Source organism: Rhodoferax sp. BAB1 (assembly GCF_013334205.1).
GTDB lineage: Bacteria > Pseudomonadota > Gammaproteobacteria > Burkholderiales > Burkholderiaceae_C > Hylemonella.
Genome location: NZ_CP054424.1, coordinates 1,215,058 through 1,233,248, shown reverse-complemented (window position 1 = coordinate 1,233,248; position 18,191 = coordinate 1,215,058). Strand labels below are relative to the sequence as shown.

General features: G+C 66.6%; 17 protein-coding genes. 6 read left to right on the top strand and 11 right to left on the bottom strand.

Annotated elements, in window-relative coordinates; translation table 11 throughout:
- Nucleotides 1-54: 54 nt before the first annotated feature.
- From HTY51_RS05995 to HTY51_RS05985, 3 genes are all read left to right on the top strand, one after another.
- Nucleotides 55-1,770 (top strand): hypothetical protein, encoded by a 1,716-nt coding sequence (locus HTY51_RS05995; RefSeq protein WP_174251879.1) that lies wholly within the window; start codon nt 55-57, stop codon nt 1,768-1,770.
- Nucleotides 1,771-1,774: 4 nt separating this feature from the next.
- The gene (locus HTY51_RS05990) at nt 1,775-3,121 is read left to right on the top strand and encodes an MATE family efflux transporter (RefSeq protein ID WP_174251878.1); all 1,347 of its coding nucleotides are present in this window, start codon (nt 1,775-1,777) and stop codon (nt 3,119-3,121) included.
- A gap of 112 nt (nt 3,122-3,233) precedes the next feature.
- Nucleotides 3,234-4,406: an ABC transporter substrate-binding protein gene (locus HTY51_RS05985; protein WP_174251877.1), complete on the top strand. Its 1,173-nt coding sequence runs from the start codon at nt 3,234-3,236 to the stop codon at nt 4,404-4,406.
- A gap of 43 nt (nt 4,407-4,449) precedes the next feature.
- On the opposite strand, the gene phoR is transcribed toward HTY51_RS05985, so the two are convergent.
- The 7 genes from phoR to pstS all read right to left on the bottom strand — a co-directional run bounded on the left by phoR (nt 4,450) and on the right by pstS (nt 11,051).
- A complete protein-coding gene (gene phoR, locus HTY51_RS05980; protein WP_174251876.1) occupies nt 4,450-5,787 on the bottom strand; it encodes a phosphate regulon sensor histidine kinase PhoR in 1,338 nt (445 codons plus the stop codon).
- A 34-nt stretch (nt 5,788-5,821) separates the two neighbouring features.
- Nucleotides 5,822-6,535 carry a phosphate regulon transcriptional regulator PhoB gene (gene phoB / locus HTY51_RS05975; RefSeq protein WP_174251875.1) on the bottom strand — a complete coding sequence of 238 codons (714 nt, stop codon included), beginning with the start codon at nt 6,533-6,535 and terminating at the stop codon, nt 5,822-5,824.
- Nucleotides 6,532-7,233, bottom strand: coding sequence for a phosphate signaling complex protein PhoU (gene phoU, locus HTY51_RS05970; protein ID WP_174251874.1), 702 nt, complete (start codon nt 7,231-7,233; stop codon nt 6,532-6,534). The genes phoB and phoU overlap by 4 nt, the downstream gene beginning before the upstream one ends.
- Before the next feature lie 104 nt (nt 7,234-7,337).
- Entirely contained in the window at nt 7,338-8,123 is a 786-nt protein-coding gene (pstB, locus tag HTY51_RS05965; RefSeq protein ID WP_174251873.1) for a phosphate ABC transporter ATP-binding protein PstB, read from the bottom strand.
- Nucleotides 8,124-8,163: 40 nt separating this feature from the next.
- The gene (gene pstA / locus HTY51_RS05960; RefSeq protein ID WP_174251872.1) at nt 8,164-9,021 is read right to left on the bottom strand and encodes a phosphate ABC transporter permease PstA; all 858 of its coding nucleotides are present in this window, start codon (nt 9,019-9,021) and stop codon (nt 8,164-8,166) included.
- Complete coding sequence (gene pstC / locus HTY51_RS05955; protein ID WP_174251871.1) at nt 9,018-9,983, bottom strand: phosphate ABC transporter permease subunit PstC; 966 nt, start codon at nt 9,981-9,983, stop codon at nt 9,018-9,020. Before pstC ends, pstA begins: the two co-directional genes overlap by 4 nt.
- Before the next feature lie 24 nt (nt 9,984-10,007).
- Nucleotides 10,008-11,051 (bottom strand): phosphate ABC transporter substrate-binding protein PstS, encoded by a 1,044-nt coding sequence (gene pstS / locus HTY51_RS05950; protein WP_174251870.1) that lies wholly within the window; start codon nt 11,049-11,051, stop codon nt 10,008-10,010.
- Between the two features lie 188 nt (nt 11,052-11,239).
- Here pstS and HTY51_RS05945 point away from each other — a divergent pair, with 188 nt between their 5' ends.
- The gene (locus HTY51_RS05945) at nt 11,240-12,382 is read left to right on the top strand and encodes an ABC transporter substrate-binding protein (protein WP_174251869.1); all 1,143 of its coding nucleotides are present in this window, start codon (nt 11,240-11,242) and stop codon (nt 12,380-12,382) included.
- 43 nt (nt 12,383-12,425) lie between these two features.
- Complete coding sequence (gene ppx / locus HTY51_RS05940) at nt 12,426-13,922, top strand: exopolyphosphatase (protein ID WP_174251868.1); 1,497 nt, start codon at nt 12,426-12,428, stop codon at nt 13,920-13,922.
- Between the two features lie 16 nt (nt 13,923-13,938).
- On the opposite strand, the gene HTY51_RS05935 is transcribed toward ppx, so the two are convergent.
- The 4 genes from HTY51_RS05935 to asd all read right to left on the bottom strand — a co-directional run bounded on the left by HTY51_RS05935 (nt 13,939) and on the right by asd (nt 16,417).
- Nucleotides 13,939-14,604, bottom strand: coding sequence for a GDSL-type esterase/lipase family protein (locus HTY51_RS05935; protein WP_217448248.1), 666 nt, complete (start codon nt 14,602-14,604; stop codon nt 13,939-13,941).
- 86 nt (nt 14,605-14,690) lie between these two features.
- Nucleotides 14,691-14,936 carry a hypothetical protein gene (locus tag HTY51_RS05930; RefSeq protein ID WP_174251867.1) on the bottom strand — a complete coding sequence of 82 codons (246 nt, stop codon included), beginning with the start codon at nt 14,934-14,936 and terminating at the stop codon, nt 14,691-14,693.
- Between the two features lie 118 nt (nt 14,937-15,054).
- Nucleotides 15,055-15,402 (bottom strand): hypothetical protein, encoded by a 348-nt coding sequence (locus HTY51_RS05925; RefSeq protein WP_174251866.1) that lies wholly within the window; start codon nt 15,400-15,402, stop codon nt 15,055-15,057.
- A gap of 151 nt (nt 15,403-15,553) precedes the next feature.
- Complete coding sequence (asd, locus tag HTY51_RS05920) at nt 15,554-16,417, bottom strand: archaetidylserine decarboxylase (protein WP_174251865.1); 864 nt, start codon at nt 16,415-16,417, stop codon at nt 15,554-15,556.
- Nucleotides 16,418-16,502: 85 nt separating this feature from the next.
- Here asd and HTY51_RS05915 point away from each other — a divergent pair, with 85 nt between their 5' ends.
- On the top strand, nt 16,503-18,149 hold the full coding sequence (locus HTY51_RS05915; protein WP_174251864.1) for an aminotransferase class III-fold pyridoxal phosphate-dependent enzyme: 1,647 nt from the start codon (nt 16,503-16,505) through the stop codon (nt 18,147-18,149).
- Nucleotides 18,150-18,191: the final 42 nt, after the last annotated feature.

The following is an 18,191-nucleotide window of genomic DNA, read 5'->3' as shown; positions in this document are numbered from 1 at the left end:
CAGGGCAGCCCGGTACGCCGTGCTGCCCTTGTTTTTTTCCGGCATGATCCCAGCGTGAACCAGCCCAGCCCCGCCATCGTCCCCCAGGGCGCCGTGCGCCGCCTGCCGCACTTCGCGCTCTGGCTCTTCGCCCTGGCCTATGTGCTGCCCGGCTTCATCGGGCGCACTCCCTGGCGCAGCGCCGACATCACGGCCTACGGCTACATGGCCGAACTGGCCGCCGGTCGCACCGACTGGCTGGCGCCCACCCTGCTGGGCATGCCGCCCGACGTGGACGGCCTGCTGCCCTACTGGCTGGGGGCCTGGGCCCTGCAACTCGCGCCGGGCTGGATCCAGCCAGGTTTCGCGGCCCGCCTGCCCTTCATCGCCCTGCTCGCGCTCACGCTGCTGGCGGTCTGGTACGGCATCTACTACCTTGCGCGCAGCCCGCTGGCCCAGCCCGTTGCCTTCGCCTTCGGCGGCGAAGCGCGCCCCAACGATTACGCCCGCGCCATGGCCGACGGCGGCCTGCTGGCCTTCATCGCCAGCCTGGGCCTGGCCCAGCTTTCGCACGAGACCACACCGGCGCTGGCCCAGCTCTGTTTTGTCGCGCTGAGCTTTTATGCCTTCGCCGCCCTGCCTTACCGGCGCTGGACACCGGCCCTGGCGGCCCTGGCCGGACTGACCGGCCTGACACTCTCGGGCGGCCCGTCCATGGCCCTGCTGCTGGCTGTGGGCGGCCTGGCCACCCATGCGATGGACCGCCGCCAGGCGCAGGAAGATCCGCGCCGGCACCGTCGCGGCCTGTGGCGATTGTTCGCGCTGACGGTCTTCATCACCGTGCTGGCCTCGGCCCTCGATCTCTGGCGATGGCGCATCGGCCTGCCGGCCAGCGCGACGTCCTGGCAAAGCCTGGGCCGCCTGCTGCTGTGGTTCACCTGGCCCCTCTGGCCCCTGGTGCTGTGGACCCTGTGGCGCTGGCGCCGCCAGCTCTTCGACCGCCGCCCCAGCCGCCACCTTTCGCTGCCGCTGTGGTACACGCTGATCACCGTGGGTGCCATGCTCATCACCCCGGCCGGCGACCGTGCCCTGTTGCTGGCCCTGCCGGCCCTGGCCACGCTGGCCGCCTTTGCCCTGCCCACGCTGGGCCGCAGCCTGTCGGCGCTGATCGACTGGTTCACGCTGCTGTTCTTCACCGGCTGCGCCCTCGTCATCTGGGTGGTATGGATCGCCATGCTGACCGGCACGCCGCCGCAACCCGCGGCCAACGTGGCCAAGCTGCTGCCTGGCTTCGAACCGCGTTTCATCATCCTGCCCTTCCTCTTTGCCACCCTGGCCACCCTGGCCTGGGGCTGGCTGGTGAAATGGCGCATCGGCCGGCACCGTGCCGCCCTCTGGAAAAGCATGGTGCTGCCCGCGGGCGGCGCGGCCCTGTGCTGGCTGCTGCTCACCACGCTGTGGATGCCAGCGCTCAACCACGCACGCAGCTACGCCCCCCTGGTGCAGCGCCTGCAACACGTCATCCAGCCCTCGGACTGCCTGGCCTACTTCGGCCTCACGCGCGCCCAGCTGGCGGCACTGCAGATGCATGCCCCGCAAAGGCTGGAGCCGATGTCGGACAGCGCACGCTGCGACTGGCTGGTGGTCAACCATGACATCCTGCGCCAGACCCCGGAAATCGTCAGCGCCAGCCAATGGCAGACCCGGGCGGCACTGGACCACCCGCGTCCGGGTGACGACGGCGTGGTGGTCTTCCGCCGGCTGAGCGCCGAGCCCCCCGCCCCGCGCTGAGCCCGTGCCCGAGTTCAAGACCATCGCGCGCCATGCCGGCACCGTGCTGGTGGGCCAGCTGGCCACCATGGCCTATGGCGTGACCGACACCATCGTCGCCGGCCGTTATGCCGAGGCCTCGCTGGCCGCGCTCTCCGTCGGTTCGGCCATCTACATGAGTGTGTACGTCGGGCTGATGAGCGTGCTGCAGGCCCTGCTCCCTGTCTTTTCGGAACTGCACGGGGCGCGCCAACCGGCGCAACTAGGACACTCCTTGCGCCAGGCGCTGTACCTCTGGCTGGCGCTGGTGCTGGTCGGCCTGTCCATCCTGCTCAACCCCGGTTTCCTGCTCGACTGGGCCGACGTGCCGGTGGCGCTGCGTGCCGAGGTGCTGGCCTACCTGGGCGTGCTGGCCCTGGCCCTGCCGGCCGCGCTGATGTTCCGGCTCTACAGCACCTTCAACCAGAGCCTGGGCAAACCGCAGCTGGTCACCTGGCTGCAACTGGGTTCGCTGGCCGTCAAGGTGCCCCTCTCCATCTGGTTCGCCTTCGGCGGCCTGGGCCTGGAGGCCCGGGGTGCCGAAGGCTGCGCCTGGGCCACCCTGGCCGTGCACCTGGCCATGCTGTCCCTGGCCCTGTGGCTGCTGCGCACACGCCCCCTGTATGCGCCTTACCGGCTGTGGTCATCGCCCGGCCGGCCCGACTGGAAAGTGCTGGCCGCCTTTGCCCGCCTGGGGGTGCCCAGCGGCCTGACCATCCTGATCGAGGTCACCTCCTTCACGCTGATGGCCCTGTTCGTGGCCCGCCTGGGCACCACGGCCGCGGCCAGCCACCAGATCGCCGCCAACCTGGCCGCCGTGCTCTACATGGTGCCGCTGGCCATCGGCATTGCCACCAGCGCGCGCACCAGCTACTGGCTGGGCGCGGGCCAGCCGGCGCGGGCGCGTCATGCGGTGGGCGTGGGCTTCGGGCTCGTGGCGGGCAGTGCGGTCCTGCTGGCCGCCACGCTGATCGCCGTGCGCGCCCCGCTGGCGGCGGTGTATGCCAGCAGCCCGGAGGTGGTGGCCCTGGCCGTGCCCCTGCTGTTCTGGACCGCGATCTACCACCTCTTCGACGGCCTGCAGGCCTTGGCCGTCTTCGTGCTGCGCTGCTGGCGCATCACCTTCACGCCGTTCCTGATCTACGGCGTGCTGCTCTGGGGCCTGGGCCTGTACGGCGGTTATCTGCTGGCCTACCGCGGCCTCGGCCCCTGGCCGGCACTGCAGACGCCAGCCGCCTTCTGGATGGCCGGTGCCGCCGCGCTGGCCCTGGCGGCCCTGACCTTCTGGACCATGATTTGGCAGGTGCTGCGCCGCGAGCGCCGGCCCGGCTGAGACCCGGGGCCCCGGCCTGTGGGCGGCCCGCGTTATGCTCTGCAAGCGCGGGGCGGAAGATGCCGGATCCGCACAACCGCCCCCGCTCATCACAACGATCAGGAGACGCAACATGGACAAACGCCATTTCCTTTCCGCACTCGCCGCACTGGGCCTGAGCTGTGGCGCCGGTAACGCGCTGGCGCAGGACAACAGCTTCAGGATCGGCCTGCTGCTGCCGCTGACCGGCCCCTTCACGTCCACCGGCAAACAGCTTGAATCCGCGGCGCGCCTGTACATGGCCCTGCACGGCAGCACCGTGGCCGGCAGGAAGGTGGTGCTGATCGTGCGGGACGACACGGGCGTGCCGGACATCACCAAACGCCTGGCCCAGGAGCTGATCGTCAACGAGAAAGTCCACGTGCTGGCCGGCTTCGGGCTGACGCCCCAGGCCTTCGCGACTGCGCCGATCGCTACCCAGGCCAAGACACCCATGGTGGTCATGTCGGCGGCCACCTCCAGCATCACGAACGCTTCGCCCTATATCGTGCGCAGCAGCTTCACCGTGCCCCAGGTGGTGACCGCGCTGGCCGACTGGGCCTGGAAAAACAACATCAGAAAAGTGGTGAGCCTGGTCACCGACTATGCGCCCGGTGTCGACTCCGAGAAATACTTCAAGGATCAGTTCATGGCCAACGGCGGCACCGTGATCGAGACCCTGCGCGTGCCGCTGCGCAACCCGGACTTCGCGCCTTTCCTGCAGAAGGTGCGCGACCTCCAGCCCGACGCCCTCTTCACCTTTGTCCCCTCGGGCGTGGGCTCGGCCCTGATGAAGCAGTTCGCCGAGCGCGGCCTGGACAAGGCCGGCATCCGCATGATCGCCGAGGGCAGCGTGACCGACGACGACCTCCTCAACAGCATGGGCGACGTGGCCCTGGGCGTGGTCACCGCGCACCACTACTCGGCCGCGCACGACTCGGCGGTCAACCAGAAATTCGTCGAGGCCTACCAGAAGGCCTACAACGGCGCGCGGCCCAATTTCATGGCCGTCGGCGCCTACGACGGCATGCGCGTGATCTACGAAGCGCTCAAGGCGACCAAGGGCGACACCGGGGGCGATGCCCTGCTGGCAGCCATGAAGGGACAGATCTTCGAGAGCCCGCGCGGCCCCATGTACATCGACGCCCAGACGCGTGATGTCGTGCACAACATCTACATCCGCCGCGTGGAACGGCGCAAGGGCCAGCTCTACAACGTGGAGATCTCCACCCTGCCCGACGTGAAGGACCCCGGCAAGTCCCGGTGACAGTTGCCCATGGGCCGGCCTGCGGCGGCGGCGCTGCCCGGCGCTAGGACAACGGGCGCACCCGGCTGGCCGGAAAGACGATGGCAAAACGCGAGCCCTTGCCCGGCGTGCTCTCGATGCGCAGCTCCGCGCCATGGCGCTGCGCCACGTGCTTGACGATGGCCAGGCCCAGGCCGGTGCCGCCGGTGTCGCGCGAACGGCTGCGGTCCACGCGGTAGAAGCGCTCGGTCAGGCGCGGAATGTGTTCGGGCGCGATGCCCGGGCCGCTGTCCTGCACGTAGAACTCGATGCGGCCGTCCCCGTGCTCGAGCCAGCCGCAGCGCACCTCGCCGCCGGCCGGCGTGTAACGCACGGCATTGCTGACCAGGTTGGACAACGCGCTGTGCAGCTCGCTGGGCATGCCCGACAGTTCGCGCGGGGGTGCCGCCTCGAAGTTCAGGCACTGGGCCGGGCCGGTCATGGGCGGGTTGAGCACGGCCGAGAGCACTTGCGCCTCCTGTTCCACCTGGCCCGTCAGTACGGGCAGCGACGACCATTCGCCGGCCCCGGGCAGCGGGCTGCCTTCGAGGCGCGAGAGCATCAGCAGGTCGCTCACCAGGGACTGCATGCGGCTGGCCTGCTGCGCCATCAGGTCCAGGTAACGGGCGCGCTCGGTGGCGTCCAGCGTCAGGGTCTGCAGGGTCTCGACAAAACCCGAGAGCACGGTCAGCGGCGTGCGGATCTCGTGCGAGACGTTGGCAACGAAGTCGCGTCGCATGGCCTCGGCCTGCTCGAACATGGTGACATCACGCGACAGGAGCAGACGCCGGCCTTCGCCGTAGTCGTGCAGGTGCACCGAAATGCGCGACGGGTGGGCGCTGCTGTGGGCGCGCCCCTGCATGACGACACTGGCCTCGTGGCTGGTCCCGCCCACATAGGCCGTGAACGCCGGATTGCGCACCAGATTGACCATGTGCTGCAGCAGGTCCCGCCCGGTCTCCAGGCCGAAGTGGCTGGCGGCCGTCTGGTTGAACCATTCGATCCGGCCCTGCGCGTCCAGCAGCACCACCCCGTTGGGGGATGCCTGCAAGGCCGCCAGGAAATTCTGCAGGCGGCGATCGCTGTCGCGCGTTTCCTGCTCGCGCTGGCGCACCAGCCGGCGCGCGCGCTCGGCCACTTCACCCCACAGGCCCAGCTTGAGCGGCACATCCGAGACGTCGCCGTTGCGCAACCACTGCAGCACCCGCAGGCCGCGCGTGAAATCGACCAGCACCCAGAGCAGGCCGGCGACCAGCATGCCGGCCAGGGCCCCGCGGATCTGCAGGGCCTCGGGCGCCAGCCACATGCCGACGACAGCGCCCAGGCACTGGATCAGCAGAAAAAGAACGAGCTGCAGGAGCATGAAACCGGCGTCCCCACGGACGGGTGCTTGATCCTCAGCCCCGCAGCGCGACGGTTGCCGGTGCGGGTTGTGCCGACAGGCGGTAACCGGCGCCACGCACGGTCTCCACCATGGCAGCGGCTTCGCCCAGCGCCTCGCGCAGGCGCTTGATATGCACGTCCACCGTGCGCTCCTCGATGAACACGTGGTCGCCCCAGACCTTGTCGAGCAGCTGGCCGCGGCTGTGCACGCGCTCGGCGTGGCTCATCAGGTACTGCAGCAGCTTGAACTCGGTCGGCCCGAGCTTGAGCGCCTGCTCCGCATAACTCACACGGTGCGTAGCCGTGTCCAGCTTGAGGCGGCCGATCTCCAGCGTCACGGCCCCCTGCTCGGGGGCGCGCCGGCGCAGCACGGCACGGATGCGTGCCAGCATTTCCTTGGTGGAAAAGGGCTTGGCCATGTAGTCGTCGGCTCCGGCATCCAGGCCGGCCACGCGATCTGCCTCGTCGCCGCGGGCGGTCAGCATGATGATGGGGACGGCCTTGGTCCGCGGATCATTGCGCCAGCGGCGTGCCAGGGTCAGGCCGCTCTCGCCGGGCAGCATCCAGTCCAGCAGCACCAGGTCGGGCAGCACCGCGTCGATCTCGCGCTGCGCCACCTGGCCATCGGGGGCCACCGTCGGCTGGAAACCGTTGTGGCGCAGGTTGACAGCGATCAGCTCGGCGATCGCCGGCTCGTCTTCCACCACCAGGACCGCAGGTTGCTTCATTTGAGTACCGACTCGATTTCTTCGATGGAGGCGTGCCGCACGTCAGCCCCCTTGACGATGTAGATGATGAGTTCCGCAATATTCTTGGCATGGTCGCCGACACGCTCGATGGCCTTGGCCAGGAACAGCAGGTCCAGGCTGGGCGAGATGGTGCGGGGGTCTTCCATCATGTAGGTGATCAGCACGCGCACGAAGCTGTCGAACTCCTTGTCGATCAGATCGTCTTCCTTCAGGATGGCCACCGCAGTGGTCGTGTCGAGCCGGGCGAAGGCGTCCAGCGCCTTGCGCAGCTGGCCCGCGGCCAGATCGGAGGCCGTGCGCAGCTCGGAGGCCGGCATGGCGCGCGGCGCACCGGCATGGATGATGGACAGCACCATGCGCGCCATCTTCTCGGCCTCGTCGCCGGCGCGCTCCAGGTTGGCGACCGTCTTGGAAATGGCCATCAGCAGGCGCAGATCGCGCGCGGTGGGCTGACGGCGCCCGATGATGGAGGAAATCTCGTGGTCGAGCTCGATCTCCATGGCGTTGACACGGTGCTCCAGCTCGACCACCTGCTGGGCCGATTCGATATTGAGCCGGGCCAGGGCCTGGACGGCCTGTTGCAGCTGGGCTTCGACCAGGCCGCCCATCTCCATGACGCGGCTGGAAACGGAACTCAGTTCGCTGTCGAACTGCGTGGATAGGTGTTTGTCGGGCATTTCATTTCCTCCTTAACCGAAGCGGCCGGTGATGTAGTGGTTACGGCCGCTGCGCTTAACTTCGCTGCGCGAAGTTAGCCTGCACCGCTGCATAACTGCTCGGTTCATCCGAACCTCCCGGTTATGTAGTCCTCGGTCTCCTTGCGCGTGGGCTTGAAGAACATCTGCTCGGTGGAGCCGAACTCCACCAGGTCGCCCAGGTACATATAGGCCGTGTAGTCGCTGCAGCGGGCCGCCTGCTGCATGTTGTGCGTGACGATCACCACGGTGTAGTCGTCCTTGAGCTCGGTGATCAGCTCCTCGATCTTGGCAGTGGAGATCGGGTCCAGCGCGGAACAGGGCTCGTCGAGCAGGATCACCTCGGGCTTGATGGCAATGCCGCGTGCGATGCACAGGCGCTGCTGCTGGCCACCCGACAGGCTGGAGCCGCTCTGCTTGAGCTTGTCCTTGACCTCGTTCCACAGCGCGGCCTTGCGCAGCGCCCATTCGACGCGCTCTTCCAGATCGGTGGCGCTGAGCGATTCGAACAGCTTGATGCCGAAGGCGATGTTGTCGAAGATGGACATGGGAAAGGGCGTCGGCTTCTGGAACACCATGCCCACCTTGGCGCGCAGCAGGGCCACGTCCTGCTTGCTGGTCAGCAGATTCTCGCCGTCGAGCAGCACCTCGCCCTGGGCACGCTGGTCCGGGTACAGCTCGAACATGCGGTTGAAGACCCGCAGCAGGGTGGACTTGCCGCAGCCGGACGGGCCGATGAAGGCCGTCACCTTGTTCTGCGGGATGTCCAGGTTGATGTTCTTGAGCGCGTGGAATTTCCCGTAGAAGAAATCCAGCTTGCGCACCGAGATCTTCGGGGCAGGCGTGTCGGCCGGGTTGGAAATCGGTTCCATGTTTTGCCTTGCAGGAGAGTATTCGCTGGTGTACACGTCGTCAGCCCTTGTGGCGCGTCAGCACGCGCGCAATGATGTTGAGTCCGAGCACGGTCACGGTGATCAGCAGCACGCCGGCCCAGGCCAGCTGCTGCCAGTTTTCGTAAGGACTCATGGCGAACTTGAAAATGGTGACCGGCAGGCTGGCCATCGGATCCGACAGATTCGAGGTCCAGAACTGGTTGCTCAGCGCCGTGAACAGCAGCGGCGCCGTCTCGCCCGAAATGCGCGCCACGGCCAGCAGCACACCGGTGACCACACCGGCGCGCGCGGCGCGCAGGGTGATCATCAGGATCACCTTCCACTTGGGCGTGCCCAGCGCATAGGCCGCCTCGCGCATGGCGGCGGGCACCAGCTGCAGCATGTTTTCGGTGGTGCGGATGACGACCGGGATCACGATCAGCGCCAGCGCCATCACGCCGGCCCAGCCGGAGAAGGACTTGAAACGCGTCACCACCACCGCATAAACGAACAGGCCGATCACGATGGAAGGCGCCGACAGCAGGATGTCGTTGACAAAACGCGTCACCTCGGCCAGCCAGCCCTTGGGCTCGTACTCGGCCAGGTAGATGCCTGCCATGATGCCGATGGGCGTGCCCACGAAGGTGGCGAGCATGACCATGAGGAAGGAGCCGTAGATGGCGTTGGCGATGCCGCCCGCCTCGTTGGGCGGCGGGGTCATCTGCGTCACGGTGGCCCACACCAGGCCATCCAGGCCCAGGCGGAAGGTTTCCCAGAGGATCCAGAACAGCCAGAACAGGCCGAAGGCCATGGCGCCCATGGACAGCGCCAGGGCCAGGAAGTTGACACGCTTGCGGCGCTGGAAGGCGCGGCTGCGGATCTGGTCTTGCGCGTTCATGACTTGGCGCCTTCGCTCTTCTTGAGTTGTTGCAGCAGCAGCTTGGACAGGGTCAGCACGACAAAGGTGATGAAAAACAGCACCAGGCCCAGGTAGATCAGCGAAGCCTGGTGGATGCCGGCGGCGGCCTCGGCGAACTCGTTGGCCAGGGCCGAGGTGATGCTGTTGGCCGCATCGAACAGGCTCAGCGTGTCGAGCTGGTTCATGTTGCCAATGACGAAGGTGACCGCCATGGTCTCGCCCAGGGCGCGGCCCAGGCCGAGCATGATGCCGCCGACCACACCGGCCTTGGTATAGGGCAGCACCACCTTGGAGACCACCTCCCAGGTGGTGGAGCCCAGGCCGTAGGCCGACTCCTTGAGCAGGGGTGGCGTGACCTCGAACACATCGCGCATCACGGCGGCGATGAAGGGAATGATCATGATGGCCAGGATGATGCCGGCCGACAGGATGCCGATACCCACCGGTGGCCCCGACACCAGGGCGCCCAGGTAGGGGACGCCGGCGAACAGCTTCTGCAGCGGCACCTGTACATAGGTGGCCAGGATGGGACCGAAGACCAGCAGGCCCCACATGCCATACACGATGGAGGGCACGGCAGCCAGCAATTCAATGGCGGTGCCCAGCGGGCGCTTGAGCCAGGCCGGACACATCTCGGTCAGAAACAGGGCGATGCCGAAACTCACCGGCACGGCGATCAGCAAGGCGATGAAAGAGGTGGCCAGGGTGCCATAGATCATCACCAGGCCGCCAAAATTTTCCTGCACCGGGTCCCATACCGGGCTGGTCAGGAAACCCAGGCCATAACGTTCGATGGCCGGCCAGGCGCCGACCATCAGGGAGGCAATGATGCTGGCCAGCAGCGCCAGAGTCACCCACGCCGCCCCCTGGGCCAGCCAGCCGAACAGGGCATCGAACCAGGCACCGGTGCGGGACCGGGGAGCGGACGGGAGTGAACTCATGGCGTACTGGCGCTTTCTCTCTGCTTACTTATAGGCGACGGGCTTGCCCGAGGCGTCCTTGATCTGGCTCCAGGACTTCTCGATGGCGGCCTTCACGCTGGCGGGCATGGGCACATATTCCAGGTCGCTGGCCATGGTGTCGCCGTTCTTGTAGACCCACTGGAAGAACTTCAGGGTCTGGGCGGCATTGGCCGGCTTGTCCTGCACCTTGTGCATCAGGATGAAGGTGGCGCTGGTGATGGGCCAGGCATTCTTGCCCGGCTTGTTGCCCAGGATCTGGAAGAAGGTCTTGTCCCAGTCGGCGCCGGCAGCGGCAGCCTTGAAGCTGTCGTCGCTGGGCTGGACGAACACGCCATCGCGGTTCTGCAGCTGGGTGTGCGCCATCTTGTTCTGCTTGGCGTAGGCGAACTCGACGTAACCGATGGAGTTGGGCAGACGGCCGACGAAGGCGGAGACGCCCTCGTTGCCCTTGCCGCCGGCGCCCACTGGCCAGTTCACGGCGGTGCCTTCACCGACCTTTTCCTTCCACTCGGGGCTGACCTGGCTCAGGTAGTTGGTGAAACCGAAGGTGGTGCCGGAACCGTCGGCGCGGCGCACCGGGGCGATGGCGGCGTCAGGCAGGTCCACGCCGGGGTTCAGGCTGGTGATGGCCTTGTCGTTCCACTTGGTGATCTTGCCCAGGTAGATGTCAGCCAGCACCGTGCCGGTCAGCTTGAGCTGGCCCGGGGCGATGCCCTTGATGTTCACCACGGCCACGGTACCGCCCATGACGGTGGGGAACTGCATCTGGCCCTTCTTGGCCAGCACGTCGTCGGTCAGCGGCATGTCGGAGGCGCCGAAATCAACGGTCTTGGCGTCGATCTGGCGGATGCCGGCACCGGAGCCGACCGACTGGTAGTTGATCTTGATGCCGGTGGCCTTGTTGTACTCGGAAGCCCACTTGGCGTAGACAGGCGCCGGGAAGCTGGCGCCGGCACCGGTCACGTCCTGGGCGGAAGCCAGGCTGCTACCGGCCAGCAGGGCCACAGCCGACAGGCTGAGCAGGGCTTGCTTGAAAGTCGTTGTCATCAAAAGCTCCTAAAGGGTTGGTTGGAGATGGGCAAACTTTAAGAAGCTTTTATGTCAACCGTGTGACATCAACTGCAACAACCCCAAGCTGGCGCATTCGCAATTCTGTCATGAAAAAGACATGAAGTATTCGCGAAAAAGTCATGAGGCCTGCCTAAGCTGGGCCGCTTTCCCCTCTGCCAAACACGATGCCCTCACCCACCTGCCCGCCACGGCGCCGGCTCCTGCTCGGCGCCACGCTCGGCGCCCTGCTGCCCGCGCTGCCCGTCCAGGCCCAGAAAGTCGCCACGCCCTCCCCCCGCGCCCCGGAAATCGTCCAGATCGTGGATATTTCGGCCAGCCAGCTGGACGTCTCGCGCGACTTCCTGATCGGTTCGCGCGCCGCCTGGCAGGACTTCAATGCCCGCGGCGGCATGCGCGGCCGCCCCGTCCAGCACACCGTGCTGGAGGTCGATGGCAGCCCGGCCAGCCTGCGCCAGGCCCTGGACAGCGTGCGTGCCAGCCCCCAGTGCCTGGCCTTGTGCGGCACGGCCGGCGACCGCACCGCGGCCAGCCTGGTCCAACTGCTGGGCCAGGAGGCGCTGGACATCGCCCACGTCGCGCCCTGGCTGCATCAGGACGTGATCGCCGGCGCCGAGCGGACCTTTCCCATCTTTGCCTCCCGCCAGGAGCAGATCGCCCACGCCCTGCGCTCGCTGTCGGTGATCGGCGTGGCCGAGCTGGGGGTGGTCTACGCCTCGGCCCCGGAGCAGGTGCTCTACCACCCGGAAGTCAGCCGCATTGCCCGTGACCTCGGCTTGCGGCTCGCCCCCTACGCCCCCAATGGGCCCCTGCAGCAACTGGGCCGCAGGCTCACGCCGCAGACCCCGGCCATCCTGCTCTTCATCGGCGGCACGCCGGAGCTGGCCCAGTTCACCCTGGGACTGGAACAGCAGGACCGCCAGCGTTACGTCATCGGCCTGGCCGACGTCAACCTGCAGACCCTCAACCAGCTGGGCCAGTCGCGCAACACCCCCGTCATGGCCACCCAGGTCGTGCCCATGGTCACCTCCAGCCTGCCCATCGTGCGCGCCTACCGCGAAACGCTGACGCGCCTGTTCGACGAACCGCCCACCCCCCAGAGCCTGGCCGGCTACATTGCAGCGCGTTATGCCCAAGAGGTGCTGCTGGGCCTGGAGCCCGCGGCCACACGGGCCCAGGTGCTGCAGGCCTTCCAGAAGCGCAGCGTGCTGGACCTGGCCGGCTTTCGCATCAGCTTCCAGTCGCAGCGGCGTACCAGCGCCTACGTGACACAAAGCATGCTGGGCGCCAACGGCCGTATCCTGGGATGACCCGGGACAAGGTACGATCCCTGCGTCCCCAAAAGCCTCGCGCATGAAAAACGGAACCGAACTCGCCGCCATCGACCTGGGCTCCAACAGCTTCCGGCTTGAAATCGCACAACTCGACCACGGCCTGCTCAAGCGCCGCGAATACCTCAAGGAAACCGTGCGCCAGGGCAACGGCCTGGATGAAGACCGCAACCTGGGCGAAGAAGCCATGCAGCGCGGCTGGGACTGCCTGGGCCGTTTTGCCGAACGCCTGGCCGGTTTCAGGAAAATCCAGGTGCGCGCCGTCGCCACCCAGACCCTGCGCGAAGCGCGCAACCGCGAGGTCTTCTTGGAGCGCGCCCAGAAGATCCTGGGTTTTCCCATCGACGTCATCTCCGGCCGCGAGGAAGCGCGCCTGATCTACCAGGGCGTGGCCCACCTGCTGCCGCAATCCGACGAGCGCCGCCTGGTGGTGGACATCGGCGGGCGCTCCACCGAACTCATCCTGGGCCAGGGTTACCGCCCGCGTTTCATGGACTCCTACCGTGTGGGCAGCGTGGCCTGGTCCATGCGTTATTTCCCCGCAGGCGTTTTCAGCGCCGAGGCCTTCGAGACCGCCGAGGTGGCGGCCCAGGCCGTGCTCGATGAAGCCCTCACCAGTTGCCGCCGCGAAGACTGGGATGTGGCCTACGGCTCCTCCGGCACGGTGGGCGCCGTGGGCGACGTGCTGCAGGCCGCCGGCTGGGCCGAGGGCCTGATCACGCAGGAGGGCCTGGACTGGCTGCTGGAGCGCCTGCTCAAGGCCGGCAGCGCCGAGCGCCTGCGCATCGACGGCATGAAGGACGACCGGCGCGCCGTCATCGGCGGCGGTGTCAGCGTGCTGCGCGCCCTCTTCTCGCTGCTGGGCATCGAGGAAATGCACGTGGCCCAGGGCGCGCTGCGCCACGGTGCCCTGTACGACCTGCTGGATCGCGAGCACGAACAGAGCGACCAGCGCAGTACCAGCGTGCTGCGCCTGGCGCGCAACTTCAACGCCGACCCGACCCAGGCCCAGCGCGTGCGCAAGGTGGCGCACCACCTGCTGCGCCAGCTGGCCGGCCCGGGCGAACCCGAGGAACTGGAACGCGCCCTGCGCAAGCTGGGCTGGGCCGCGCAGCTGCATGAGATCGGCAGCGCCATCTCGCACAGCGACTACCACAAGCACGGCGCCTACATCCTGGACAACGCCGACGCCGCCGGTTTCACTATGAACGAACTGCACCGCCTGGGCCAGCTCGTGCTGGGCCACCGCGGCAAGCTGCGCAAGCTGGACCTGGCGTTCGACGACGCAGCCTTCGTGCTGCAGCTGCTGGCCCTGCGCCTGGCCGTCATCCTCTGCCACGCCCGGCGCGACCCGGACCTGCAGGGCCTGCGGATCGAGTGGGATGGCGGGCATGCGGTGCAGCTCGACTGCCGCACCGACTGGGTCGCCAAGTACCCGCAGTCGGCTTACCTGCTGATGGAGGAAGTGCAGGCCTGGCAGAAGACGGCGTGGGCCTTGCGGGTGGAGTGCGCGGGCTGAACCGCACCCCCTGCCGTCAAACCAGCCACCCGACTTGGCGCAGCGCCTGCGCCAGCCCTTGCGCGAACTGGCGATAACCTTGGGCGTTGGCGTGCACGGTGTCGGCGCGCAGGCCGGGCTGGGACAGCACGCTGGCCCAGCCGTCCGCGTGCAGCGGCAGTTTCAATTCCTCCGCCAGTTCGGCGTACAGCGGGTGGTCTTTCAGGCTACCCGTGCCGGCCGCCAGCAGCGAGACCTGGGGCACCGCCACCAGCAGCACCTGGGCACCACTGGCGCTGGCGGTTCGGCTGATCTCTCGGATCGTTTCCTTGGCCCCGGCCGCGCTCATCTGGCGCAGCAAGTCATTGCCGCCGATGCTCACGATGACCAGCGCGGGCTGGTGCTCCTGCAGCAGGCCAGGCAGTCGTGCCAGCGCCTGGGCTGTGGTGTCGCCCGAGACGCCGCCGTTCACCACCTGCCAGCCCGTGAGGGACTGGAGCACTGCGGGGTAAGCCGTGTCTGGCGTGGCACCGACGCCGGAGGTCAGCGAATCGCCAAGGGTCAGCACGGTGCTGCCTGCGGGCAGTGACTGGGCCTTGGGGGTGCGCTTGCTGCAGGCGGGAATCAAAATGGCGGCGGCTGCCATGGCCGTCAACATGGCCAGCAGGCGACGGCGCGGCAAAGAGGTAGGGGATAAGGTCATAGAGAAAGCCGTCAGGAAATGGGGGCGCTGCAGTCTAGTAGCGACTCACGATGCGAGGCAAAACCCGCACTTCGCGATACAGGGACTCACCGCCCCGAAGACCCGCTCAGCGAGATCGCAAACACCAGGTAGGCGATGGCCGTTGGCAGGGGCAGCAGATGCCACCCGTAGGTGCACGCCGATGCGCCCGACAGATACCCGTGGATCATCAGACCTGCGCTGATGAAACACAGGAGGGGCGAAACATACAGCAATACGTCGAGCAGCAGGATCACATTTTTGCTGATGTTGTCCTGGTTGGCGATCCCGCCACCAGAGAACGCCACCAGCAAAACAGCAACATGGCCAAGCCCAGCTGGGCCACCACACTGCAGACCACCCAGAACAAAGACATAACCGCTTCCGAACCTCAGCGATGGAAAGCAACACCCGGTTTTGAACGGCAGAGAATCAGAACTTGTTTTCTGCCTTCCGGCATGTGCCCTTTGCTTCGTCGAATCCGTTGCGATTGACGCCATAGATCACGTTGAAGCTCATGCTCACCCTGTTCACACTGTAGGTGGTGACTCCTCGGCCCCGTTCGTCGTGGGCAATGATCTCCGAACCGACGACATCGTATCCCGTCAATTCAACGTCATTGACCACCATCAACCGATCGGAGAGCCAGATGCGGACAACCCACTCGGAGATCCCGCGGCCGCTTGTCTTCGTGCAAAGCAGCTGTACGTCAGTGGCGAGGGCAGACAGTGGGCTGAGAAGCAATCCGAGGCAGAAGATTCGAATGTATTGGTGAATCATCGGGTTGACCCAAGAGTTCATCGGGGCATAGGAAATTCAAACCCCATTTTGGCGACTATAGCGCAGGGCAACGCGACGAACAAACCGCGAAACCCCGCAATGTAACGTTGCCGTCATACTAGGCAGTACTCGGACAGCGGCCGGAACCTCCTCAAACCCGCCGCAGCAAGGCCTGTCCCGCCCTCACCTCCGTTCCCGTCTCCAGGCCCTCCACCAACTCCATCCCCTTCGGCGCCAGCACCACGATGGTCGAGCCGTGTTCGAACCAGCCCATCTCCTGCCCTCGCTTCAGGGTCGCATCGCAATCGATCACCTGCTCGCCCCGGTAGTCATGGTGCAGGTTCAGGTCCAGGAAATGCAGGCGTACGCTGGCCACCAGGATGGCACCCACGGGGACGATGGTCAGCGCCTGGCCTGAAGGCAACTCAGCCTCAATCACGGCACGGTCGTTGCGGCAGTAGAGGCTGGGCACGCGCTTGAGCGCGATGGGGTTGACGTTCCACATATCGCCCTGGATGTGCGTGACGCGTTTCACGGTGCAATCGGTCGGCGCATGGAAGCGGTGGTACATGCTGGCGCGCAGGCGCAGAGTGACGTAGCTGCCGCCCTGGTGCTGCGCGGCCAGTTCCTTGCTGCCCAGCAGCTCGGTGAGGCTGTAGGGCATGCCCTTGATCTGCAGCAGTTCGTCGCCTTCGATACGGCCATGGCCGCCCACGATGCCGTCGCTGGGGCTACACACCACCCGGGGATCGGCGTTGAAGGGCCGGGCACCGTCCTTGAGTTCACGTACAAAACAGTCGTGCAGGCTGTCGAAGCTCTGTTTTTTCGCCTCGCTCAGGTCCAGGTCGCCGAAGAACTTGAACAGAGCAATGGAGGCATCACGCACCAGTGGCTGGCGGATCTTGCTGAAACGGCCCATGAAGCGGGTCAGCGCCACGCGGGGCAGGCGGTTGGTAAGCACGAAGTTCAGGCCTTCCTGCTGCAGGAGGCGATCGCGGAATGTTTTGAATGTCATCTGGTTTTCACAAGGCTGTCAAATGGTTTGAATACAAAGAGTCATCGTCGTTACACACGGCGGCCCAAAAGGAAACCGAAAGACCATGACTTACGAACTTGCCTGGATCGCCGGCGCTGCCGGTGCCACACTGCCCTGGCTCAAACGCCGGCTCGAACTCTCGCGCGCCAAGCACCCGTCCCTGGCCGGGCATTCGCGCATGGCCAAGCGGCTGGCGCGCTGGATCCCGGGTTACGCCTATGACGAGGCCACCTTCTACGCCTGCGACGGCGCGCCCGACACGGTGGCGCAGCAGCGCCGCGCCAGCTTTCTGGCGCTGGCCGGCCGCTTGCAGGCCAAGGCGCCTTTGTCTGTCGCGATGACCAAGGAGGCGCGCGAGGGCCTGCCGGACCTGCGTTTCACCGGCGCCTACCGTGTGCCCTACCAGTTCAGCCCTTACCTGCGCCAGCACCTGCAGGTAGGCGGTTTTGTGCAGGCCAGCGAGGGCGTGAGCGTGACGGACATCGACGGCAACCGCTACATCGACCTCACCGGCTCCTACGGCGTGAACGTCATGGGCATGGACTTCTACAAGTCCTGCATCGCGGCGGGTGCGCGCATTGCGCAGGACCTGGGCCCCGTGCTCGGCGCCTACCACCCCTGCGTGGCTGACAACGTGACGCGGCTGCAGCAGATCAGCGGGCTGGACGCCGTGTCTTTCCACATGAGCGGCACCGAGGCCGTGATGCAGGCCGTGCGCCTGGCGCGTTACCACACGGGCAAACGCCACCTGGTGCGTTTTTGCGGCGCCTATCACGGCTGGTGGGAAGACGTACAACCCGGCCCGGGCAACCCCCTGCCCCCGCGCGAGACCTACACCCTGCGCGACATGCATGAAGCATCCCTCAAGGTGCTGCGCACGCGCCGCGACATCGCCTGCGTGCTCATCAACCCCCTGCAGGCCCTGCACCCCAACAAGAACGCACCCGGTGATTCCACTTTGCTGGACAGCAGCCGCAGCGCGGGCTACGACCGGGCGGCCTACACGCGCTGGCTGCAGCAGCTGCGCGAGGTCTGCACCGAGCGCGGCATCGTGCTGATCTTCGACGAGGTGTTTCTGGGTTTCCGCCTGGCGGCGCGCGGCGCGCAGGAATACTTTGGCGTCAAGGCCGATCTGGTCACCTACGGCAAGACCCTGGGCGGCGGCCTGCCGGTGGGTGTGGTCTGCGGCAAGAAGGCGCTGATGCAGCGCTTCCGCGAGGACAAACCCGCTGACATCTGCTTTGCGCGCGGAACCTTCAACGCCCACCCCTATGTGATGGGGGCCATGAACGAGTTCCTGCGCCGGCTGGATACACCCGAGGTGGGCGCGATCTATCAGGATCTGGACAGCACCTGGGACGGACGGCGCGAACGCTTCAACAACCGCATGCTGGCCGAGGGCCTGCCCCTGCAAGCGGCGAACATGAGCAGCGTCTGGACGCTGAGCTACACCCGCCCCTCGCGCTACAACTGGATGCTGCAGTACTACCTGCGCGATCATGGCCTGGCCCTGAGCTGGGTGGGCACGGGCCGTTTCATCTTCAGCCTGAACTTCACGGATGCCGATTTCGAAGACATGCTGGAACGTTGTGTGGCAGCTGCCCGCCAGATGCAGCAGGACGGCTGGTGGTGGCAGGCGCCGGGCCAGACGAACAAGTCCATCAAGCGCGGGCTGTTGCGGGAGATGCTGCGCCATCTGTGGCGGCGCTGAGGACGAGACAAGAACCTGGTGCGGGGACACCGCACCAGGTTC